The 19648-nt window shown below is 58.0% G+C and carries 14 protein-coding genes; 6 read left to right on the top strand and 8 right to left on the bottom strand.

From position 1 onward, the window contains the following. The first annotated feature begins 145 nt into the window (after nucleotides 1-145). From AC5P5V_RS05890 to AC5P5V_RS05865, 6 genes are all read left to right on the top strand, one after another. A complete protein-coding gene (locus AC5P5V_RS05890) occupies nucleotides 146-1237 on the top strand; it encodes a PA0069 family radical SAM protein (protein ID WP_021204599.1) in 1092 nt (363 codons plus the stop codon). 413 nt (nucleotides 1238-1650) lie between these two features. Continuing rightward, nucleotides 1651-2325: a hypothetical protein gene (locus AC5P5V_RS05885; protein WP_229298499.1), complete on the top strand. Its 675-nt coding sequence runs from the start codon at nucleotides 1651-1653 to the stop codon at nucleotides 2323-2325. Nucleotides 2326-2443: 118 nt separating this feature from the next. Then, nucleotides 2444-2917, top strand: coding sequence for an NIF family HAD-type phosphatase (locus tag AC5P5V_RS05880; protein WP_021204601.1), 474 nt, complete (start codon nucleotides 2444-2446; stop codon nucleotides 2915-2917). Nucleotides 2918-3536: 619 nt separating this feature from the next. Then, nucleotides 3537-4838, top strand: coding sequence for a tyrosine-type recombinase/integrase (locus tag AC5P5V_RS05875; RefSeq protein WP_495215827.1), 1302 nt, complete (start codon nucleotides 3537-3539; stop codon nucleotides 4836-4838). Between the two features lie 90 nt (nucleotides 4839-4928). After that, nucleotides 4929-6770, top strand: coding sequence for a hypothetical protein (locus AC5P5V_RS05870; RefSeq protein ID WP_021204602.1), 1842 nt, complete (start codon nucleotides 4929-4931; stop codon nucleotides 6768-6770). Between the two features lie 38 nt (nucleotides 6771-6808). After that, nucleotides 6809-8881, top strand: coding sequence for a hypothetical protein (locus AC5P5V_RS05865; protein WP_005414981.1), 2073 nt, complete (start codon nucleotides 6809-6811; stop codon nucleotides 8879-8881). Here AC5P5V_RS05865 and AC5P5V_RS05860 read toward each other — a convergent pair. The 8 genes from AC5P5V_RS05860 to AC5P5V_RS05825 form a co-directional block, all read right to left on the bottom strand. Beyond that, complete coding sequence (locus AC5P5V_RS05860) at nucleotides 8844-9269, bottom strand: hypothetical protein (RefSeq protein ID WP_125892599.1); 426 nt, start codon at nucleotides 9267-9269, stop codon at nucleotides 8844-8846. The two genes, AC5P5V_RS05865 and AC5P5V_RS05860, sit on opposite strands and share 38 nt — an antisense overlap. Nucleotides 9270-9513: 244 nt before the next feature. After that, entirely contained in the window at nucleotides 9514-10935 is a 1422-nt protein-coding gene (locus AC5P5V_RS05855) for a UvrD-helicase domain-containing protein (RefSeq protein WP_012478642.1), read from the bottom strand. Further along, on the bottom strand, nucleotides 10925-12652 hold the full coding sequence (locus tag AC5P5V_RS05850; RefSeq protein ID WP_005414983.1) for an ATP-dependent nuclease: 1728 nt from the start codon (nucleotides 12650-12652) through the stop codon (nucleotides 10925-10927). The genes AC5P5V_RS05855 and AC5P5V_RS05850 overlap by 11 nt, the downstream gene beginning before the upstream one ends. A 686-nt stretch (nucleotides 12653-13338) precedes the next feature. Further along, on the bottom strand, nucleotides 13339-14673 hold the full coding sequence (locus AC5P5V_RS05845) for an MFS transporter (protein WP_005414984.1): 1335 nt from the start codon (nucleotides 14671-14673) through the stop codon (nucleotides 13339-13341). A 165-nt stretch (nucleotides 14674-14838) separates the two neighbouring features. After that, on the bottom strand, nucleotides 14839-15078 hold the full coding sequence (locus AC5P5V_RS05840; RefSeq protein ID WP_005414985.1) for a hypothetical protein: 240 nt from the start codon (nucleotides 15076-15078) through the stop codon (nucleotides 14839-14841). 39 nt (nucleotides 15079-15117) lie between these two features. Then, on the bottom strand, nucleotides 15118-15756 hold the full coding sequence (locus AC5P5V_RS05835; RefSeq protein WP_012478643.1) for a hypothetical protein: 639 nt from the start codon (nucleotides 15754-15756) through the stop codon (nucleotides 15118-15120). Between the two features lie 19 nt (nucleotides 15757-15775). Beyond that, complete coding sequence (locus AC5P5V_RS05830) at nucleotides 15776-16507, bottom strand: HupE/UreJ family protein (protein WP_012478644.1); 732 nt, start codon at nucleotides 16505-16507, stop codon at nucleotides 15776-15778. After that, nucleotides 16504-19641 carry an efflux RND transporter permease subunit gene (locus AC5P5V_RS05825; protein WP_012478645.1) on the bottom strand — a complete coding sequence of 1046 codons (3138 nt, stop codon included), beginning with the start codon at nucleotides 19639-19641 and terminating at the stop codon, nucleotides 16504-16506. The genes AC5P5V_RS05830 and AC5P5V_RS05825 overlap by 4 nt, the downstream gene beginning before the upstream one ends. Nucleotides 19642-19648: the final 7 nt, after the last annotated feature.

Below are 19648 nucleotides of genomic sequence, written 5' to 3'. Positions count from 1 at the left end.
GCCTTGCCAGCCGAAGCTGTGGATAAGCCTGGGCAGAACCTACTCGCCAAACGACCGTATGGCCTACAGCTAGCTGAATTTCACGGTGTTGCGGCGCCTGTGGTTAGCAATAATACTAACGGCCCGACCTTCCCAAGTTGTCGCCATGGAACAGGATGCTCGAAAGGCCCAAGTTCCCCTCAAAGGCAGAGGGGCCGCATCGCGTGTCCCAAGCCGTTTCGATACCACTGCAACAGTGGGAGTCGACGACGGCTGGGAGTCGGTCTACCAGGAGATGGAAGACGCGCCACCGCTGAGAACTCAGGTGCAGGAAGAGCGAGCGCGCACAGTGATCAGCCACAACTCATCCCCTGACGTTGGCTTTAGCGCGTCGGTCAACCCGTACCGCGGCTGCGAGCATGGCTGTGTTTACTGTTTTGCTCGCCCTTCTCACTCCTACTTGAGCCTTTCACCAGGCTTAGACTTCGAGACGCGCCTGTTTGCAAAGACAAATGCCCCGGAGCGCCTCAGAGCAGAAATTAGCAAGTCGAACTACAAGTGCACCCCGATTGCGTTGGGGATAAACACAGACGGCTATCAGCCGATTGAAAGGAATTACCAAATTACACGCCAATGCCTTGAGGTGCTTGCTGATGCCAAGCATCCGGTGAGCTTCGTCACCAAGAGTGCCTTGATCACCAGGGACGTCGAACTGCTGGCGTCGATGGCCAAGGATCGGTTGGTTACGGTCTACTTCTCGGTCACCACGCTCGACAGGAAGCTATCTGCAAAACTGGAACCACGAGCTGCTGCTCCCCACGCAAGGCTGCGAGCAATGAATCAGCTGCACGAGGCAGGAGTACCGGTAGGGGTTTTGATCGCGCCGGTCATTCCCATGATCACCGACCATGACCTAGAAGCCATCCTTGAGGCTGCTCACGAACACGGCGCTCGGGCAGCAGGCTACGTGCTTCTCAGGCTACCCAACGAGATTAAGGACATTTGGAGAGAATGGCTCGAGCTGCACTATCCGGACCGCGCTGCGCACGTGCTTAGCTTGATGCGACAGATGCATGGTGGAAAGGAGTATGACGCCAGCTTTGGCACCAGGATGTCCGGAACTGGCCCTGTAGCGGACTTGATCCGGAAGCGCTTTGAAAAGAAGCATCGTGAACTCGGTTTCACTAGGCTGCCAGCGCTGGCCACTCATCTTTTTCAACCTCCCCAAGACAAGTCGCCACAGGGGCAACTTTTCTAGCCGAACGGAAAACGAGGCTAGCATCAGTACAAAGCTATGGATGCAGTCCGAGCGGCGCCTACAGGGACAGAGCGTCCTAGGTTTCTGAGTACTGATACCATCTCCCCGAAAAGGAAATAGCATCTCCTCCGCAGCAAGCTTAGACGGCTTTCCAAACATATTTGGTTATCCCGCTTCCTCATGAAAAGGACCAGCGTATGCCCAAGCAAGTGAGAGGTTTATCAGTCTACCGAAGCACGATTGAGCGGCTGCCACAGTTTCGCATTCTTAGCGGCCCACTCACAGAACACCAAGCGGCGATGCTGGGATTCGACGACCTTCCGCTCGCAGGCGCTTCCATTGTGCCAAGCGCCGAAGGACCCGCGACGTTATTCAATGCCCGAGGCAAAGAGATCATCCGAAAGGACCTTCCGATGGTCACCAAGTCTCGATCAATCAATACCTCGTGGAAGGACTGGCACGGACACACTCACCACGGTACTCAGACAAGATCCTATGAGACCTATCCCAGGGAATACGTTGCACCACCTGGTGAATTCCTCACTGCTGTAGATACAGACAGTGGTATCGCAATGGCTACTAGGATCATTGACCGGACGGAGCCAGAAGAGAGCATTGCAAACCTCCTCAACATCTACCTGGAATGCTTCCAACACTTCGAAATCGTTGACCCGGACCTCGCGGTGCCGGTCAGGGTCGAGAAGATCAACTGGCGCATTCTCCCTCCGGGGAAGTTCCCGTTCGATAGAGCGATGCAGGTATTGGATAGTTATCTGAAGCAGTTGACCGACAGCGACCGCGCAGTCGCTAAGCAGCGCATCCGGACCATCACTCGTCACGAGCCCGACTTCATGGCAGTCGGATTAGGCGGTTTCAGTGAGTACATCGTTTTTGGGTTCACGGGAAGGAATCGATACGTGTTCGAGAGTCCCGAGTCAGGCAATGCCACTTACATCTTCAGGAACGAGTGGGAGGCGGTGTCTCAGCTCACCAAACGCCAGATCCTTCAAGAGCAGCTGCAGGAGACCAGGATCATCCACACCTCGCGTTGGGCCGTAGAGGTCTCAGAAGCAATCCAACGGAAGTGAAGTGGTTGGGCAAAGTTTCAGAGGGGCGTAGCCCGAACCGGTACCCTGTGACCCACGCCATGGATAGCTACCTACCGATGCGTTTACTCAGGCTTAGAAGCTTAGACAGGAACTCCCAATGAAGCCAACCATCCTGGCACTGGACCTCGAAGGCACGCTCATCTCCAACGCAGTCAGTCAGATTCCTCGCCCTGGGCTTCACCGGTTCCTAGAGGATGTCCGATCGCAGTTCGAGGAACTTGTACTGTTCACTACGGTTCCCGAGGCACTTGCAAGAAGAATTGCCGGACTCCTGGCTAGGGAAGGCAGTGTTCCGGCATGGTTTGTCGAGCTTCGATACATCCACTGGTCTGGAAGGACAAAGGATCTTTCCTATGTCTCCCCCCACGTGGGTGAAGCCCTTCTCTTGGATGACCATGGCCCCTATGTGCATGATGGGCAGGAGAGACTGTGGGTCGAGATCCCGCTGTTCGGCTCCCCGTACTCGTCAGACGATGACGGGTTGCAGATCGCAGCTGAACGCCTGACCGATCGCATCATTGAACTGCAGAGTGCATCCGACCTTGGCCACATGATCGCCGATCATGGCTGAGCAGCGCGTTGTCTCGATGGCTCGTTGAAAGAGCGCGTATGCAGCGGCCGTCCTCTCGCACATTCGGCACAGTTAGGGATCAGCACGCGGGCAGCACTCGAGAAACTCTTTGATAGCGTCGCTCCGGAGAACCCGGAGACGGCCAACCAAAGGTTGCCAGCAATCAAAAGTGGTGCAGTGGCGTTGCGGCAACCTTACCTTTGCCGGCAGCAATTGAATCGGTAGCTCCAGGCGTACCCACTGCCCAGCCAACACGCTTCCCTAAAGAACGCGCAGTAGCAACCGCGGCGTCTCCCGATTGATGATGTCAACTCACTGCCAGCCTTGGGTAGCCATTGACCGCGCGCTACCGATTGCCGCGCCAAGCGGACACCAACATTGGTACTGAAGGAGCAAATCTAGCCTGCGCGACGAACGAACCCACCTCTCTGTTGCGCACTTCCCCCGTACCAGCGAGCAGGTCTTCCTTCACACCGAGCGTACCAGTAGGGTCACGATCACGCGTAAATATATGAATCAATGGAAGTAAAAAGTAGGCATGATTCTCATTTCAGTTGTTAACGTACCGTAAGGCTCACAGCAAAAAAAACTTTCCGTATACCTGATAGCTTTCGGCGCCATGGTCTATGACGTCGAAATATGCACCGCACGTGCAATCGCTTCGGAAGCGACAGGAATCAAGTGTGCGCAAGGCGTACCCTTACCCGAAGGCTTCTGCTTTTTGGTCAGCAGGTCTGATGGAACGATCGTTCAGCCCGCTTTTGAATTCTTTGCAGATGCCCATCTAACGATCGGTCCAAAGCCAAAGCTTGCCTGCAGCAAGAACACAACCGCAGCTATCGCGGCTGACCTCACCGACTTCCATCACTTTCTTGACGCAAGAAAAAAGCTCGTTTCCGACGTAGATGAGGATCTCCTCAGATCCTATGCGGACACCTTGACTGACCTGGACTCTGCGGTGACCTTGGATAAGCTCGCCGCCGCGACTATTCATCGAAGATGGTCGACCGTGACCAAGCTAATCGCATTCTGCGTGAAACGGGGATACCTGAGGAAGGCACCAGCGCTGCTGAGCAAGCAGACGAAGCGAGGAACTGTTCAAGTTCTCGACGTTGGCGTCGACCTTCCCGGGCTGAACGACGCTGACGAACTCATCACTGCGCTCCATCCCGAGACCGTCGTCGGTATTCTTGACGAACTAGGTCCAAACCCTGTGCTCGAGCGAAACGGTCTGGTTGAACTGGCATACGCAACCACGGCGCAGCGATTGATGGCTGAGCTTTGCTATCAAGCAGGACTGAGGCGGGCGGAAGTGTGCGATCTCAAAGCGAAAACCATCCTTCAGGCCCGTACGGAAGGGCGCGATCCTCTCACTGCAGTCGCCATCCCCGTGCTCGGGAAAGGTAACAAGAAGCGCAATGTTCCCGTTCCAGTCTGGCTACTCAACGCGTTGAAGCGCTATGCCAAAGGTGTTCGGCAGCGCCTCGTTGACCTCCGACTGGGATACCACAAGCTCGAGGATCACGGCGTCCTATTCGTCCTCGACGCAAACAACCGCAAGCATGCGGGCAATCCGATAACCCCGCAGATCTTCGACCGGCATTTCGCCCAGGCCAAGGACAGGCTGCTCAAACGGCTCTCCAAAGAGCGTGACCTGGCTCGCTACGAATCCACGCAGCGCGAGCGAATAACCATTCACGCCCTTCGACACACCTTCGCCTTGTACACGGACATGGAGAAGCGCGCAAACGGTGACATGGATGCGATCAAGTATGTTCAGTCGGTACTGGGACACAGTCTCAGGGATACGACTGAGTCCATCTACCTGCGAAGCGCGAACGCATTCGAGAGCGAAACCAGGGAATCGATCAGACTGCACCTTGAAGGTCAACCCTTTATGCGAATCGGCGTCGAGGCCTGACGAGTTGGAGCTCACACGGCTCCACGGCCAGCATACGCACTACTCCTCGCATGTGACCGACTCACCTTATCAAATCAGATTGAACACGGATTGGAGCGTTACGTGGCAGGAAGAAGATCCGCCCAGCTGCGGCACGCCGTAGTAGTTGAGGAAAAGGTAGGCAACACAAAGAAATGGGATGTCCGCGAGAGCGCTGGTCGCCTAGAAGTCGCGTTCAGGCGCGCCGGAGACCTGCGCGACAACATCGTTAATCTCAGCCGGTGGAAGGGCATAGGTGCAGCGGCACCGCTCTTCGCCGAGGCGTTCTGCCGAGCTAACAAGAACAGCAGGGAGACGACTAGATCCTCTTCAGCTAACAACATCGTGAGTGGCCTGGTGCAGTACCTAACCGTAAAAGGGGTAAAGATAAGCGGCCCAGACGACACTCCAATGGATCTCGGCGAGTCCTTTCTAACGTATCTGAAAGGTAGGGATACCACGCACCCGACAGTTCTCTCGGTGGAGACCCAGCGCCACTATTACGGGACCTTCAAGAAGGTCGTTCTTGCGCTGCACGAGATGGATCCACGGTGGAAGGTGATCCGTATTCCGCCAAAGCCGTTCGCAGGACTGCCACGGAAGAGCAAGCCGAAAGAGCTGGACCGTGCGGCTTGGGCCAACGTCATGAAGGCGGCGGTCGAAGAATGCATATCGACAATGGACGAAGTGTGGCCGCTTCTAGATAGGGTTCACAGTGCCCTCGCTCAGAAGAAAAAGGGCGACGCTGTATCGCTAAGCGATCCGGCAGAGGCAATTGCTCAAATATTGGCAAACTTTGACGGTCATCTTCCTCGCCAAGGCGCGGTTCACAAGCTCCCAGGCGTAGGAAAGATCAGCGAAAGCGAGTACTTCCGTCTGAGGAGACTAGCGCACCCGATCGGCGGCGATCTGATCCCATTCTTTCTCGTACTAGCCATGCACTCGGGCTTCAACGAGCAGCCACTTAGAACACTCACCCTGAATGGCATATCGGAGCACTACCCGCTTGGACAAAAGCGAACGGTGATCAAGTCCTCCAAGCGCAGGGCTGGAAGTTCCGCTCAGGGCGCGACACAGCGAGCAGCCTTCCCCGCTAGCGATCACCCGCTAGCGCCTGAAAGATTGATCAGTTTCGTTATTGCTTGGACCAAACGAATCAGAGACTACGCTGCTGGTGAGCTTGCCAATGACTTCTTCCTCCACGCAGTTTCCGAAGGCGGGCGGCACAAGCGCCGAGGAATGCACATCGACTCCTACTCAGCCAGAACCGACGACGTGACCACGCGGGTGACCGGTTACATCACGTTGTTCTGCAAACGAAGGGGGCTTAAGTACTCTGGCTCTCAAGCAAACAGGCTTGCGTTCTCCGAAGCGGTTGATGGGCTGACCGACGGCGACGCCTTCGAGCTCCGAGCAATGCTAGGCCATCGGCTACTGTCAACTGGTCAAGACAGTTACCAGACAACCACGATGCAGCATCGGCAAAAGGAACAGCTGGCAGGAGCCATGACCGCACAGGAGCGCTGGGTGACTTCAAATGGAAAGATCGACACACGCTCCGCCCGAAGTGATCGTGAGCAAACGGCAGCCACGCAGGGCTTCTGCTGTGCAGATCCATTCCAAAGTCCTCAACCAGGGCAGCGCCATGGAAAGCTCTGCACCAGCTATGGTTCCTGTCCTGCATGCCCGCTCGCCGCAGCTGATCCAAACGAAGCCTACGCGCTCGCGCGCTTTCTTCAACTGCAGGAGCTATACGAAGAAGCCAGGGCAGAGCTCGGCAGCGAGATCTGGAGGCGAAAGTTCGAGAATGCCTATCTCGCTCTCCGCGATTCATGGATCCCAGCAGTGAGCACAACTGCGAATCGACAATCAGCGATGATGATCATGCTGACGCCCCTGCCTGGACTTGAATAGTCCGGCTGTACCGCCACTAGCGAATCAATTCTAGAGATATGGCTATGCCCGCAGCAAGAAAGGTCGAAACAGCGCAGGCAGCGACCCTGCATCCTTCCTTCCAAGTTGACTATGACAGTGATGTCTGGACCTTTGCCCAGACCACGGTCGGCCAACAGAAGGAGTTTGTCACAGTTGACTGGGCAATCCCTGTGGCACGCGGAGAGTTGCTCACGGACTACAAGCACAGAGGACTGCTCTCTGAGCTGAAGTGCTACCTCAAGACCGCCATCATTGAGGACACCGTACGTATGACGGTTGGGTCTATCCCTGGCACTTACATGGGCATGAGGGAGCTGGTGAAGTTCATGGGAGAGCGGGAGATCCACTCCCTCTTCGATATCACCACGGCGATGAGCTGGGACTACGTCGAAGGTCTCGAAGAGCAGTACATGACGGCCCGAAGTGATGCCGGTCGAGACAGGGCGTGGACGCATGCGACCGCCTACAAACTCATCCATCCACTTACACAGATCTACGAAATCGCGGACAGCTTGCGCGCCAGAGGCGGACAAGCACCGTGCGAAGCGCCGTTTGACGGAAGAAAGACCTACGACGTCGTGACAGAGCCGCTCGGGCTTGCTCGAACGGGTGGATTGATGCCTGTCCCGGACGAGATCTCGGTACCGATTCTTTCCTACGCATGTGAATGGATTGAGTACGGCTCGGAGGATGTGATCAGACTTCAGGCTGAGGTCATCCCGATGCTGATCGACGCAAGAAGTGCTACGGGACCGAGACGAATCGCCTGCTTTCGTCAGATCAAACGGCACATCGAGGAGTTCCAGATGAGCCCGATCCCAGGGACACTGACACCCTGGCATGAGCCATTGGCCACCATAGATCGGATTGATGACGCTGGTGACGAGCGCGAGATTAGCGGAACTCAGGGCCTGAGACGCCTAATACTAATGACTCAAAGCGCATGCAGTGTCTTGCTGCAGGGATGCACCGGGATTCGAGCTCATGAGCTGATTGGCCTCTCCCTGGACCACGATCCGACGCTACAGCACGGTGTGGTCAAGTCAGTGACGTCGCTAGACGGACTAATGGAGGTGTTCTCCATCTGTGGCATTTCCGCCAAAAGGGAAGCGACTCGCCATGAGTGGACTGCCGGACTGCGCCCGTTGGGCACGAATCACCTGCCGATCGTGCTGAAATCCGTCGAGGTGCTGGTGCGGCTAATGGAGCCTTGGCGAGCACTATCGGGCACTAAGTCACTGATGCTCAGCTTCTCCCACGCCAAGTCCCTTCCATCGGGTCCCGATGGAATCGGCCGAATGACAGCATCCAGAAATTCTCTGCTGCAACGTGAGTTTGCCGTCGAAGCCCTCACGAAGAAGCGTGGCATCGAAACGACGCAAGCTGTTTACGAGGTGAGGTACCTACGCCCGCAGCGATGGAGGATCACCTTTGCGCACTATGTGTTCCGATCCAAGCCGGAACTAATGCCAGCGCTACGGACGCACTTCCGTCACATGAGCGAGCAGATCACGGATCAAGGGTACATTGGAAACGATGCGGCTCTGCTCGAGAACTTGGAAGGAGAGAGAGTCATGGAGACCTCTCGGTTCCTAGTTCAAATCACCCTCGGCAGGCCGATCGGAGGTGGACCGGCGCAGCGTCTTCTCATGCAGCATGCCGAATCAATGACCGAGGCACTGTCCAAGATGGACGGAGAGACGCCGATCGATAAGGCCGTGGCATACGTGAAACTCACCGACCTGCGGATATGGACAGGGACCTACGCAAGTTGCCTGATTGATATGTTGCCTGACCGTTCCAGCTGCAACCCACAAGCAAGCCTCCTCACTGTCCGCGCCTCGCCGAACTTCGGCCTACGGTCGCCCGGCCTGTGCGCGGGGTGCAAGTGCTGCATCATCCTGCCAGAGCATAAGGACTTTTGGGAGGATCGCCTCCTGAAAAATCAGGCCATTGTCCAGATGGAGCGGACCAACTCTAGGGATCAGTATTCCAAGATTGCTATGAGCCGTGTTGTTCAGAGTCGAGCAGTGCTGAGGATGATATCCAACGCTACCGGGGACGCTTCCGATCGTTCCGGCGAAAGTTGACGACATTTGCTCCATCGTCTCTCTTGGTACTCTGCTTCTGAAGCCGGGACACTGCGAGTTGGAGAGATGCGTTGTGGATGTTGGTCTTGTAAAGCAGAGCCTTCAACCTTGCGTTCTCAGCCTTAACCCTGGCGAGCTCTTCAGCTACTGAGCCTCGCCTCTCCTCCTCAGCCAGCTCCTGAATTTTAAGCCAGACGTGCCCAAGTCGAGCGTGCCTTGATCCAAAGCTCCCTCTATTTACTCCTGCCTCTGCCGCGACCGCGGTAGGCGTGATGATCCGATGACCTGCGGCCATCTTTGCCTTCAGCAGTTCATTGGTCGGGCGTCGCTTCACCAGGCGGTCAAGAGCGGCCAATGCCTTATCCTCTACTGAGTTGGGTCTGCTCATTCTGCTGTCCGCTGACGCATCATTGGTAAGCAGATAGCCTACGCCACCTTCGCCGCCCAATCATCTAGGTGGGACAAGGAGAACCTTGAAATCAATCCTGATGCAGTCGCTGCCCGGCGAGACCCACGTTCTTCAGACCCAGATGTTCAGCAACGACTTTGGGACAAGGTCCATTGTGACCATTGCAATGATGAAGCGCCGCAAAGCTTCGTGCCTGATAGGGCGCAGAATGGTTAGGTTGAGGCTATGGGGTCGGGGTCAGCGTTGGGGTACTGGAGCAGATCACCAGCCCTTTCGCACCACGCGTGAGGGCTACATAGAGGTTCTGCACGCTCATGCTCTCCGGATAGAGGACCACGGCAATGTCTGCCTCGAGACCTTTCAGAAGGAGAGTGCTGCCGACTGCTCTGCGCGCAATGGGGCGGCTGAGGTGACGATTTCGCTCGCGGGCATGAAGTGCGGCTCCTAATAGATCTTGCTCTCCGTTGATAACGCTTCGCATGGCTGATCGACAGCAGTGCAGAATCTCGGGCCGATAGACCCGAGTGCCTGTCTGTTCGGCCAAAGCGTCCACCAGCCGCAAGGCGCGCGTCATGGTCCGCTCGGACTCAAAGGCGACTGCCTCAGCTTCTACAGGAGTTGGAGGTGTCCTGGCTCTCCCTCTACGAATGGTACCGACACGCGTCACTAGATTCGCCGTGCCGACGCCCGTCATCATGAGAGCGGAGAAGGTGGCCAAGTCTTGCAGCGCACTAGGAGCCTGAAGATTGAATTGCCTGGCGAAGTTGACGAGGTCTCGCATGTCCACGGCTTCTACCGCCATTGCCCCAGGCGTTTGGCTGGTGAGTTGGTGGCGGCCTTGAACATTCATGGACTCGCCAATTACCAGAACCGTTCCTTGGCTACCAGGCGCATTGGTCCGTGCCGCAGTCAATCTTTGCTGCACTTCACTACCGGCAACCAGCTGGATCCAACGAACGGATGACGGAGCCGTAGTTAGATCAATGGGTAAGCCGGCCGTAAGAGCATGCCTTTGGGATAGCAGCCACTGGCCCAGCTCTTCATTACCTGCAATTTGCCAGCGCCAAGGGGTTCGAAGGCTACCCGCTGCTGGGAAGGACGATTGAACGTCTTGTTCCCAGTGAACCAGCCGATTTCCGCCAAATCCGAAGATGGCCTGCAGAGGGTCACCGAGGACGCACGTGGGCAAAAGCGCAGCGAGGGTGGACACGATGGAGTGCTGAACGGTGCTGCAATCCTGATACTCGTCAACCAAAAGCCGGGCGTAAGTGGCTGCGATGGGTGCAGCGATATGCCCCGAGTCCAAGAGTTGCCGGAATGATTCACGGATCGCGGGGTAGTCGCTACCCGCGTTGTTGAGCTCCAAGAGTTGGGGATGATGGCCACTGCGCGCCGGGAACTTGGCGATGAGACGCATAGCGAATCCATCAATCGTCGACAGCCGATAGGCAGAGCTGGGCACCCCCGCGCGTTTCAAGCGTGTCCTCAACGCGGTGACGCCAGCATTTGTGTGAGTCAGAACAAGGATCGGTCTGTTCCCAGAGTGGGATGCCAGCGCCTCGGCAATCAGCTGGGTTTTGCCGCATCCTGCTGGGGCGGTGATCGATCCGCGTTGGATAGCTAGCAGATCGATTTCAGGCAGCACGGGTAAAGGCCCAGAGTTGGTCTACTACTGCCTTGAAGCTAGCGTCCGCGTTTGCGTAGCCCCGAGAGACGATATCCAGGACGATTGACTGGTAAGTCGTAAGCGACTTGAACCAGCTATTCTTTTTGATACGGGAGACTTCGCCAAGCAGTACGCGAATATCAGGCGGATAGGGTGAATTCGGCCTCAGCGCTTCGATGGACGCCAAAGTTGTTAGACCGTTCGATTTGGCAACCAGCTGTTGGTTCATAAGATCTTCGCCAACACGCTCTTTAGCCTTCAGGAGCAGGGCATCAATCGATGTGTCAGGAAGGCAGAGGAACAGCTCGTCCTCCAACGTCATTCCTGCCCGCCAAGTCACGAGGCTGCCGCCTGATTGAAGATATGCTTCTGCAACACCTGGAGCGGCAGGTTTGTCAGCGTCTATGAAGACGAGGACTCGGTAACCCAGATCCATAAGCGCAGTCGCTCGGGCAAAAGCGTTGTCCGGAGTGCCTCCGCCTGCATTGACGTATGCACCACCTAAAGCCAAGAAAGAGGATTCTTTGCTGGCTACCCCCCATAGATCGAGGCCACGCACAAACCCTACCTCGCTTGCTCCCTCGCACACAATCACAGACTTCGCCAGAAAGGCCTCCGGGTCAGTGCGCAGCGTGCTTTGAATCTCGTCGGTCGAGCCAGCGGAAATGACGACATGGCCAGCCGGTCGTGGCCGAACTACAAGCAGCTGCTCACCTGAAAGCTCACGAAGTGCCACAGGGGAGTGTGTTGTGAGAAACGCTTGGAGAGGCGGCGGCGTCTCCTTGGCTCCCAAGGAATCCAGCAGCCGCATGAGCCGATGGGGCTCTAACCCATATTCCACCTCATCCACCAAGGCAATCGGCGCTGACTCCGCCGCGGCCCGTTGAAGTCCCGTCACCAAGAGTCGAGAAGAACCCGTACCAAGGGACCGAAGGGGGATGCCTGCCTCGCTGTGAAGCGCGATGGCGCCTTCGCCGATGGAGACGGAGTGCGAGTCGAGTAAGGCCTGCGGCATCGATCCGACGTCAACTCCAAGGCTCTGGGCAGTTGTCCGGACGATTCCGAGTGTCTGACTCAGGTGGGGCGATGCTTGAGCGCCAAAGTTGGCGCGCGCCTGACGCGCTGCTAGAGCGAGCTGGGCTCCCAATTCTGCGCGCTCGTCTGTTAGCCGGTTGAGCACCGACCCGCGGCTCCAAGATAAGTTGGAGCTTGTAAAGCTGCCGATGCGTGCCGGAGCTAACACGATGCGTTCTTTCCAAGGCAGGCTTCGTTCCAAGCCTTGTTGAAGCGACCTATCGGAGATCAGCGTCCAGCTGGGCTCAAGGTCCGCCCCGACTTGAAGCAGCAGCGTAAGCACTGTCTCCAACCCCGCGGCGGGTTCGTCTTCTAGGGTGTCAAATACCGAATCGAATCCTCGCAAGAAGTCGCCATAGACATCAATGTCCATCAGCGATGCCGGCAGTTCCCCGAATGTCACGGCAATACGAATGGGCTCTGAGACATCGAGGTCAAAAAAGTCCATGTCGCCGAAGGAAATGCTTCGTCGAGCACCCAAGCACAGGTCGATGGCATCGAGGATGGTGGACTTGCCACTATCGCCAGGACCGATCAAACAGTTGATGCCCGGGGCGGGCGACCAGTCGAGCGCCTTGATGGATCGAAAGTTCCGAATGGCCAAATGGCGAATTCGAGGCATGGGGCGTCCTGTAAGAGGCTTGGTCAACGGTCCGTGTAGGACGCAGACTGACACCAACTCCTACTACGCCCCTGAGGCAATCCTAGCCCTAAAGCGTTCTGCCAGTCATTGGCTCATTGGTGGAACTTGGCGCCACGCCGAGCTGCTTCGCGAACTTCCCTAACCTGTAACGCGGCAACACTGAGAGAGCGGTTCCAGGTCGCTTCTTCCGTGGTCACCTGCCCGCTTGCAGGCGACGGAGGTCCGTTCATCGCCAACAGCGGACTTCCCTGAGCGAAGGAAATTGGTTCGCGAAGCTGAATAGGCTTGAGCTGGTGTCCGCCCGGCGCGCGGCGGTGCTAGGATTCGGCCATGGACATCGGTCGGACAACCTTAACCGTCGGCGTCGCCATAGTCGCGGTTTCTTGCGGCGGGTCCCAGGGGCGCTGGACTGCCTTTGTCTATCCGCCCGGCGCGTCCACTCAGGAAGTCCGTCACGCTGTTTATGGCGATTACGACACCTTCGAGCATTGCCAGGCGGCTGCAATAGCCGCCCTGAGAAATAGCCCTCCACTGCCAGGGGCGCAGGAAGTGGGATCTTACGAATGTGGGCGCGCGTGTCGATATGACGTCGACATGGACTTGTACGTCTGCGACCAAACTCGCAAGTAGGTAGCTCCGTGCTCGCCGCCCGCCTGGCGCCTTGGTCAGCCTGGCCAGCGTGTGTGAAGTTGATCGATGACAAACCGGTGACGGTGCGTGCCATCCACGTCTCGGTGTGCCAAGAGGTGCGGGTCGTCCTCAGCAAGATGTTCGTGCTTATGCGCTATCTCCTCTGGATCGTGCGCCGGCCATCTGCGCCACGCGGCGACCAAACCGAGTGTGGCCAGAATCCCCAAGGCGGCCAAGGCAACATGCAAGCCGTAGCGCGCACCAACCCACCCGGCGAGTGGATAGGCGATCAACCAGCAAACATGCGATAGGGAAAATTGGGCAGCGAAGAGGAATGGTAGATCGGCGGACTCAGCCGAACGCCGCAGCAGCCGCCCGCCGGGGGTAACCAAGCCGGCATACGCCATGCCCAGCAGCGTCCAGGCCGGAATGACCGCCGTCCACCCGGGATGTCCCTTCAGGGCAAACCAGACGCCAAGGAAGGTAACCAGGACAACTGACATGAACAGTCCTGCAGCCAACATTACTGTCCGGTCCGAAATGCGGTCGAGAACCTTCGGAAGAAGAAGTGCGACCAGCATGGACCCGCCTCCGAAGGCCGCCAGCGCCCATGCAACCTGCTCCTCCGCCCCGCCCAGAACGGTGCGGACCATAACCACCGTATTGACGAACACCATCGCGCCGCCGGCTGCGGCGCAGAGGTTCAACGCGAGCAGGCCCTGCAATCGCGGTGTGCGGAGGTAGATTCGCATTCCACGGATGGCTCGGGCATAGGGACCGTCCTTGGAAGAGACCGCAGCGAGGGCCGGGAAGGTGGTGGACGCGACGAGCAGCGCCGAGAGGATGAAACCTACCGAGGTACCAGCGAACAGCCCGTGGAAGCTAATGATCGTCAGCAGTGCGGCAGCAAGCGCCGGGCTCAGCAGGCTTTCAAGGTCATATGCCAATCGGGAAAGTGAGAGCGCACGGGTGTAATCACGCTCTTCTTGAAGAATTTCGGGGATGGTGGATTGAAACAGCGGCGTGAAACATGCCGATGCCGACTGCAGCACAGCGATGAGGACATACACCTGCCAGATCTCGGTGACGAAGGGCAGGCAGACCGCCACAACCGCACGAACCAGATCGAGTGCGATCAGCACCCGCTTGCGCAGCCGTGCAGGGACCAACGCTCCTGAAACGGGCGCCAAGGTCACGTACACGACCATCTTGATCGCCAGCGCGGTGCCCAACACCGCTCCGGCCTGGCTGCCAGCGAGGTCGTAGGCCAGGAGGGCAAGGGCGACAGTCGCCAAGCCGGTTCCGACCAGGGCGACTATCTGGGCACCAAACAGGCGCCGAAACGCCGGGTGACTCAGTACTTCGAGCATGGGATTGTCCTGGTAGCAACGTTCTGACGGCACCAACCCGTGTGCGCCCTTTTGCCCGGATTCAGGGCAGAGGCGGCAGACAGGCGGAGTGTACGCCCACCACTGTTCGGGTCGAGGTGACGACCCCGCCGGAATGGCAGGGTCGTTGGCTAAATCCGAGTGGATTTACTTCTTCTTCGGAGCTGCCTGTGCGTCGCAACGTTCCTTCAGCGCCTTGGTCTGGGCATCCTTGAGGTCCACCTTGTACTTCGAACGGTCGGCAAGCTGTTCGCAAGTCGTCGGCTTGGCCTTGGGAGCAGCCGGGGGAGCCGGATCGGCATGGAGGGCAGGATCATGAGCGGATGCCGTGGTGAAAAGGGACATGCTGAAAAGCAGGCCGGCAATTACTGCGCTATGAGTTTTCATGTTGTTTCTCCTCGGGTTGGGTCGGCGAAGTGCCGGGTGTTACGGCTGATAGATGTCGGCTTGGTAGCCCACAAGTTCGATGCTCACGGTCACCGGCGTGTCGCTTCGGTTCTGCCAGTACCACCCATGAGTTCCTTCAAATGGCGCGACGAAGGTGCCGTGCGCCTCCCGCTGCGCAGCTTCGACGGCGTAGCTGGTCCATGCACCCTTCACGTCGGGCCGCTCACCATGCATATCGACTGCTACATCACCGGTCGCCTTCCAGCTGAACAGAATTCCCGCGCCAGCAGCCATGTGGGATTTGACCTCTTTGCCTTTCCCCGGCTCCAGCGTGATCGTCATCGCGTCCTGGCGAAGCTCACCGTTGGTGAGCGATACCGCGGCTGGATCAAGCGATTGCCCCTTGTTCGCCCCGAACGCAGCCGCAGCCTTTTCCGCCAAGGTGGTCGCTGCGTCCGATGCTGTCGAGGACGTCGGCGTAGCCGGGTCTGCGGCGGTGCTTCCGCCGTCTGCCAGGGCAGTCAGGCCCAGCGCTCGGCCGATCCCGGTGGGATCAATGCCGTACTCCGCCGGCAGAACGGCCGTAACGAGAAGCGCGCCGGCAATGGCGGCAGCGACAAGGGTCGACTTCAGCAGGCGGCCAGTCGTGGGAAGTGGTTGATTGATAGTGATTGACATGATGGGTCTCGGTCAGAAATCAGGAAGCGAAGTAGCCGGTGAGCTGCATGCCGATGAGCACGAAGCCGGCCGTCATCAAGATGGTGTTCACGCCGTAGGCCTGGCGGTTGAAGGAAGGCAGCCGACGCCAGAAGCCCATCACGATCAAGATGCCGGCAAGCGCCAGAAGTTGGCCGAGCTCAACGCCCACGTTGAACGCAAGCATGTTGGGGACCAGCCCGTCCGGCGATAGCGAGAAGTCCTGAAGCTTCGTGGCCAGGCCGAAGCCGTGGAAGAAGCCGAAGACAAGGACTGCAATCTTGGTGTTGGGTTGCACGCCGAACCACCGCTTGAACGCGCCCATGTTGTCCAAGGCCTTGTAGACCACCGAGAGACCGATGATCGCGTCGACCAGATAGGCGTCGACATGAAAGCCGCCGAGCACGCCGAGCAGCAGCGTCGTGCTGTGGCCAATGGCGAACAAGGTGACGTAGATGCTCACGTCCCGCATGCGGTATAGGAAGAAGATCACCCCGAACAGAAATAGAAGGTGGTCGTATCCAGTCACCATGTGCTTGGCGCCAAGGTAGGTAAACGCGATCAGTTGCCTACCGGTGCTTTCTTCAAGGAAGGCCTGGTCTCCCTCGCTTACACCGTGCGCGAACGCCGCAAACGGCAGGAGGACTGCGGCAAGCATCGAAAGCCAAGCAAAGAGCTTGTTGGAAGAAGTCAAAGACAAGTTCCTTGTGCAGAAAGGGGACGGGTGGTTCATGAGGAGCGACTTTCCAGAACAGAATCTTCGCGGTGAACCAATCGATACAGCGCCGGCAGCACGAGAAGTGTCAGCAGCGTTGAAGAGATGATTCCGCCGATAACAACAGTGGCGAGCGGACGCTGAACTTCCGCGCCAGCACCGACGTTCAGGGCCATAGGAAGGAAGCCCAGACTCGCCACCAAGGCCGTCATCAGGACTGGCCGGAGGCGGGTAAGAGCACCTTCGGTGACAGCCTTGTGCAGGGGGACGCCTTCTTCCCGCAGGTTCTTGATGAAGCTGATCATTACCAGGCCATTGAGCACGGCAACGCCCGAAAGAGCGATGAAGCCCACACCTGCGGAGATGGACATGGGAATGTCGCGCAGCCACAGCGCCACCACGCCCCCGGTCAGTGCAAGCGGCACGCCACTGAATACGATCGCAGCGTCCTTCCCTGAGCCGAATGCCATGAACAACAATCCGAAGATCATCACCAGAACCACTGGCACGACGACGGACAGCCGCTTGCTTGCCGAGATCAACTGCTCAAACGTGCCGCCGTACTCGATCCAGTACCCTTCCGGCAGCTGGACCTCCTGTCCGACCTTGGTGCGCAACTCCTCGACAAAGGACCCTAAGTCGCGCCCGCGCACATTGCTTGTGATCACCACCCTGCGTTTACCATTCTCACGGCTGATCTGGTTCGGACCAGGCGCGATCTCGACCTTGGCCAACTGGCCCAGCGGCACGAAGCTGCGCTCTTGGCCTGTGCTCACCCCGGGCGCGACGGCCACAGGTAGTGACGCCAGTGTCCGGACGTCCTGGCGAAGGTTCTCCGACAGACGAACCACGATATCGAAGCGCCGATCGCCTTCGAACACCTGGCCGACCGATTCACCTCCCAGCGCCACCGAGATGGTCTTCTGCACGTCGTCAATGGCTACGCCGTATCGTGCAAGTGCATCCAGGTCCGGCGTGATCGTCATCAATGGCAGACCGGTGATCTGCTCAAGTTTCACGTCGGCCGCTCCCTGGATCTCACTGGCAACGTTCTCTACCTGGCTGCCGATGGTTGCCAGTTGCTCCAGGTCGTCGCCGTACAGCTTGACAGCAACCTCAGCCCGAACGCCCGCAATGAGCTCGTTCATCCGCATCTGCACCGGCTGGGTGAACTCATAGTTGTTGCCAGGAATGGCGCGAACCACTTTCTCGAGCTCGGCAACAAGCTGTGCCTTCGGCTTGCGCGGATCAGGCCATTGGTCCCGATCTTTGAGCATGATGAAGGTGTCGGCTACGGAGGGGGGCATGGGATCGGTGGCCACCTCGGCAGTGCCGATCTTTGCGACGACTTCATCTACCTCGGGGAACTGTTTGATCGCCGCTTCCAGCTGACGTTGCATGCCGATCGCCTGGGTCAAGCTGGTCCCTGGAATTCGAAGCGCATGCAAGGCGATATCGCCCTCATCCAGGTTCGGAATGAACTCGGTGCCGAGGCGACTTGCAAGCAGGCCCGCCAGGACGGTGAGCACCGCAGCAGAGGCCACCACTACCTTGCGTGCATTGACGGCACGCTCAAGCATCGGGCCATACACGTTGGTGACTCGGCGCATGGCTTTGGTTTCCTTCTCCGAAACCTTTCCCGTTACGAACTGAGCCACAGCGGCAGGTACGAATGTCAAGGACAGTGCCATGGCACCGGTAAGCGCGATGACCACGGTAAGCGCCATCGGGTGGAACATCTTCCCTTCCACGCCGGAGAGGGCAAAGATCGGGATGTAGACCGCCGCGATGATGAAAAGGCCGAACAGGCTTGGCTTGATCACCTCTGCACTGGCACTTGCCGCCAAGGAAAATCGTTCTTCCCGAGTCAACAAACGGCCCTGAAGGTGTTGCCGCTCGCCAAAGCGACGCAGGCAGTTCTCTACGATGATGACTGCCCCATCGACGATCAAGCCAAAATCCAGTGCGCCCAGGCTCATCAGATTCGCAGAGACGCGATTCTGGACCATGCCTGTGATCGTCAGCAGCATCGTCAATGGAATGACCGCCGCAGTGATCAGTGCCGCACGAAGATTGCCCAAAAGCAGGAAGAGCACCGCGATGACGAGCAAGGCGCCTTCGAGGAGGTTCTTCTTCACCGTCTCGATGGTCCGATCCACCAGTTCGGTTCTGTCATACACAGGATGCGCCCGAACGCCGTCAGGCAGCGTAGCGTCGATGTCCTTGAGCTTGGCCGCGGTTCGCTGAGCCACGTCCCGGCTGTTTTCGCCGATGAGCATGAACGCCGTACCAAGGACCACTTCGTTGCCATCCTTGGTTGCCGCGCCTGTACGAAGTTCGGTGCCTTCTACAACTTCTGCCAGATCGCCAACACGCAATGGCATGCCATCACGGTTAGCCACTACGATCTTGCGCAAACCCGCCATGTCGGCCACTTGGCCCGGCACGCGTACCAAGTACTGCTCACCGCTTTTCTCGATGTAGCCGGCACCCACGTTAGTGTTGCTGCGGGCCACGGCTTCGAGCACATCCTGCAGCGTCAGTCCGTATGCTTGGAGCTTCTTCGGGTCCGGCGTGATGTGAAACTGGCGAACATAGCCTCCGACGGTGTTGACCTCGGTTACGCCTTTCAAGTGGCGCATCTGCGGTCGGATCACCCAGTCCTGCAGCGTACGAAGCGCCATTGGTGTCCACGTCTCTTCAGCACCGGACTCCGCTTCCACGGTGTACATGAAGATCTCACCCAGGCCCGTCGCTACCGGTCCAAGGCTTGGCTTTAGTCCCACGGGCAATTGGGATCCCGCTTGCTGAAGTCTCTCTGCGACCTGCTGACGGGCGAAGTAGATATCTGTGCCATCTTCAAACACGACCGTGACCTGAGACAGGCCGTAGCGTGAGATGGAACGGGTGTATTCCAGCTTTGCCAACCCGGCCAACGCTGTTTCGACCGGGAAGGTGACCCGTTGCTCGGCCTCCAGCGGTGAGTAGCCCGGAGCTTCGGTGTTGATCTGCACCTGGACATTGGTAATGTCAGGAACGGCGTCGATGGGAAGCTTGCTGTAGTTCCAGATCCCAAGGCCTGAGAGGGCCAGGACCAGAAGGAGCACAAGCCATCTGTGCGCGATAGACGCGCGAATGATTCGCTCTAGCATGGTGCGT

This window comes from Stenotrophomonas sp. YJH_SMC_130, from assembly GCF_059369035.1.
Note: the sequence above shows the minus strand (reverse complement) of the source record. Positions and strands in the feature narration are given on the sequence as shown.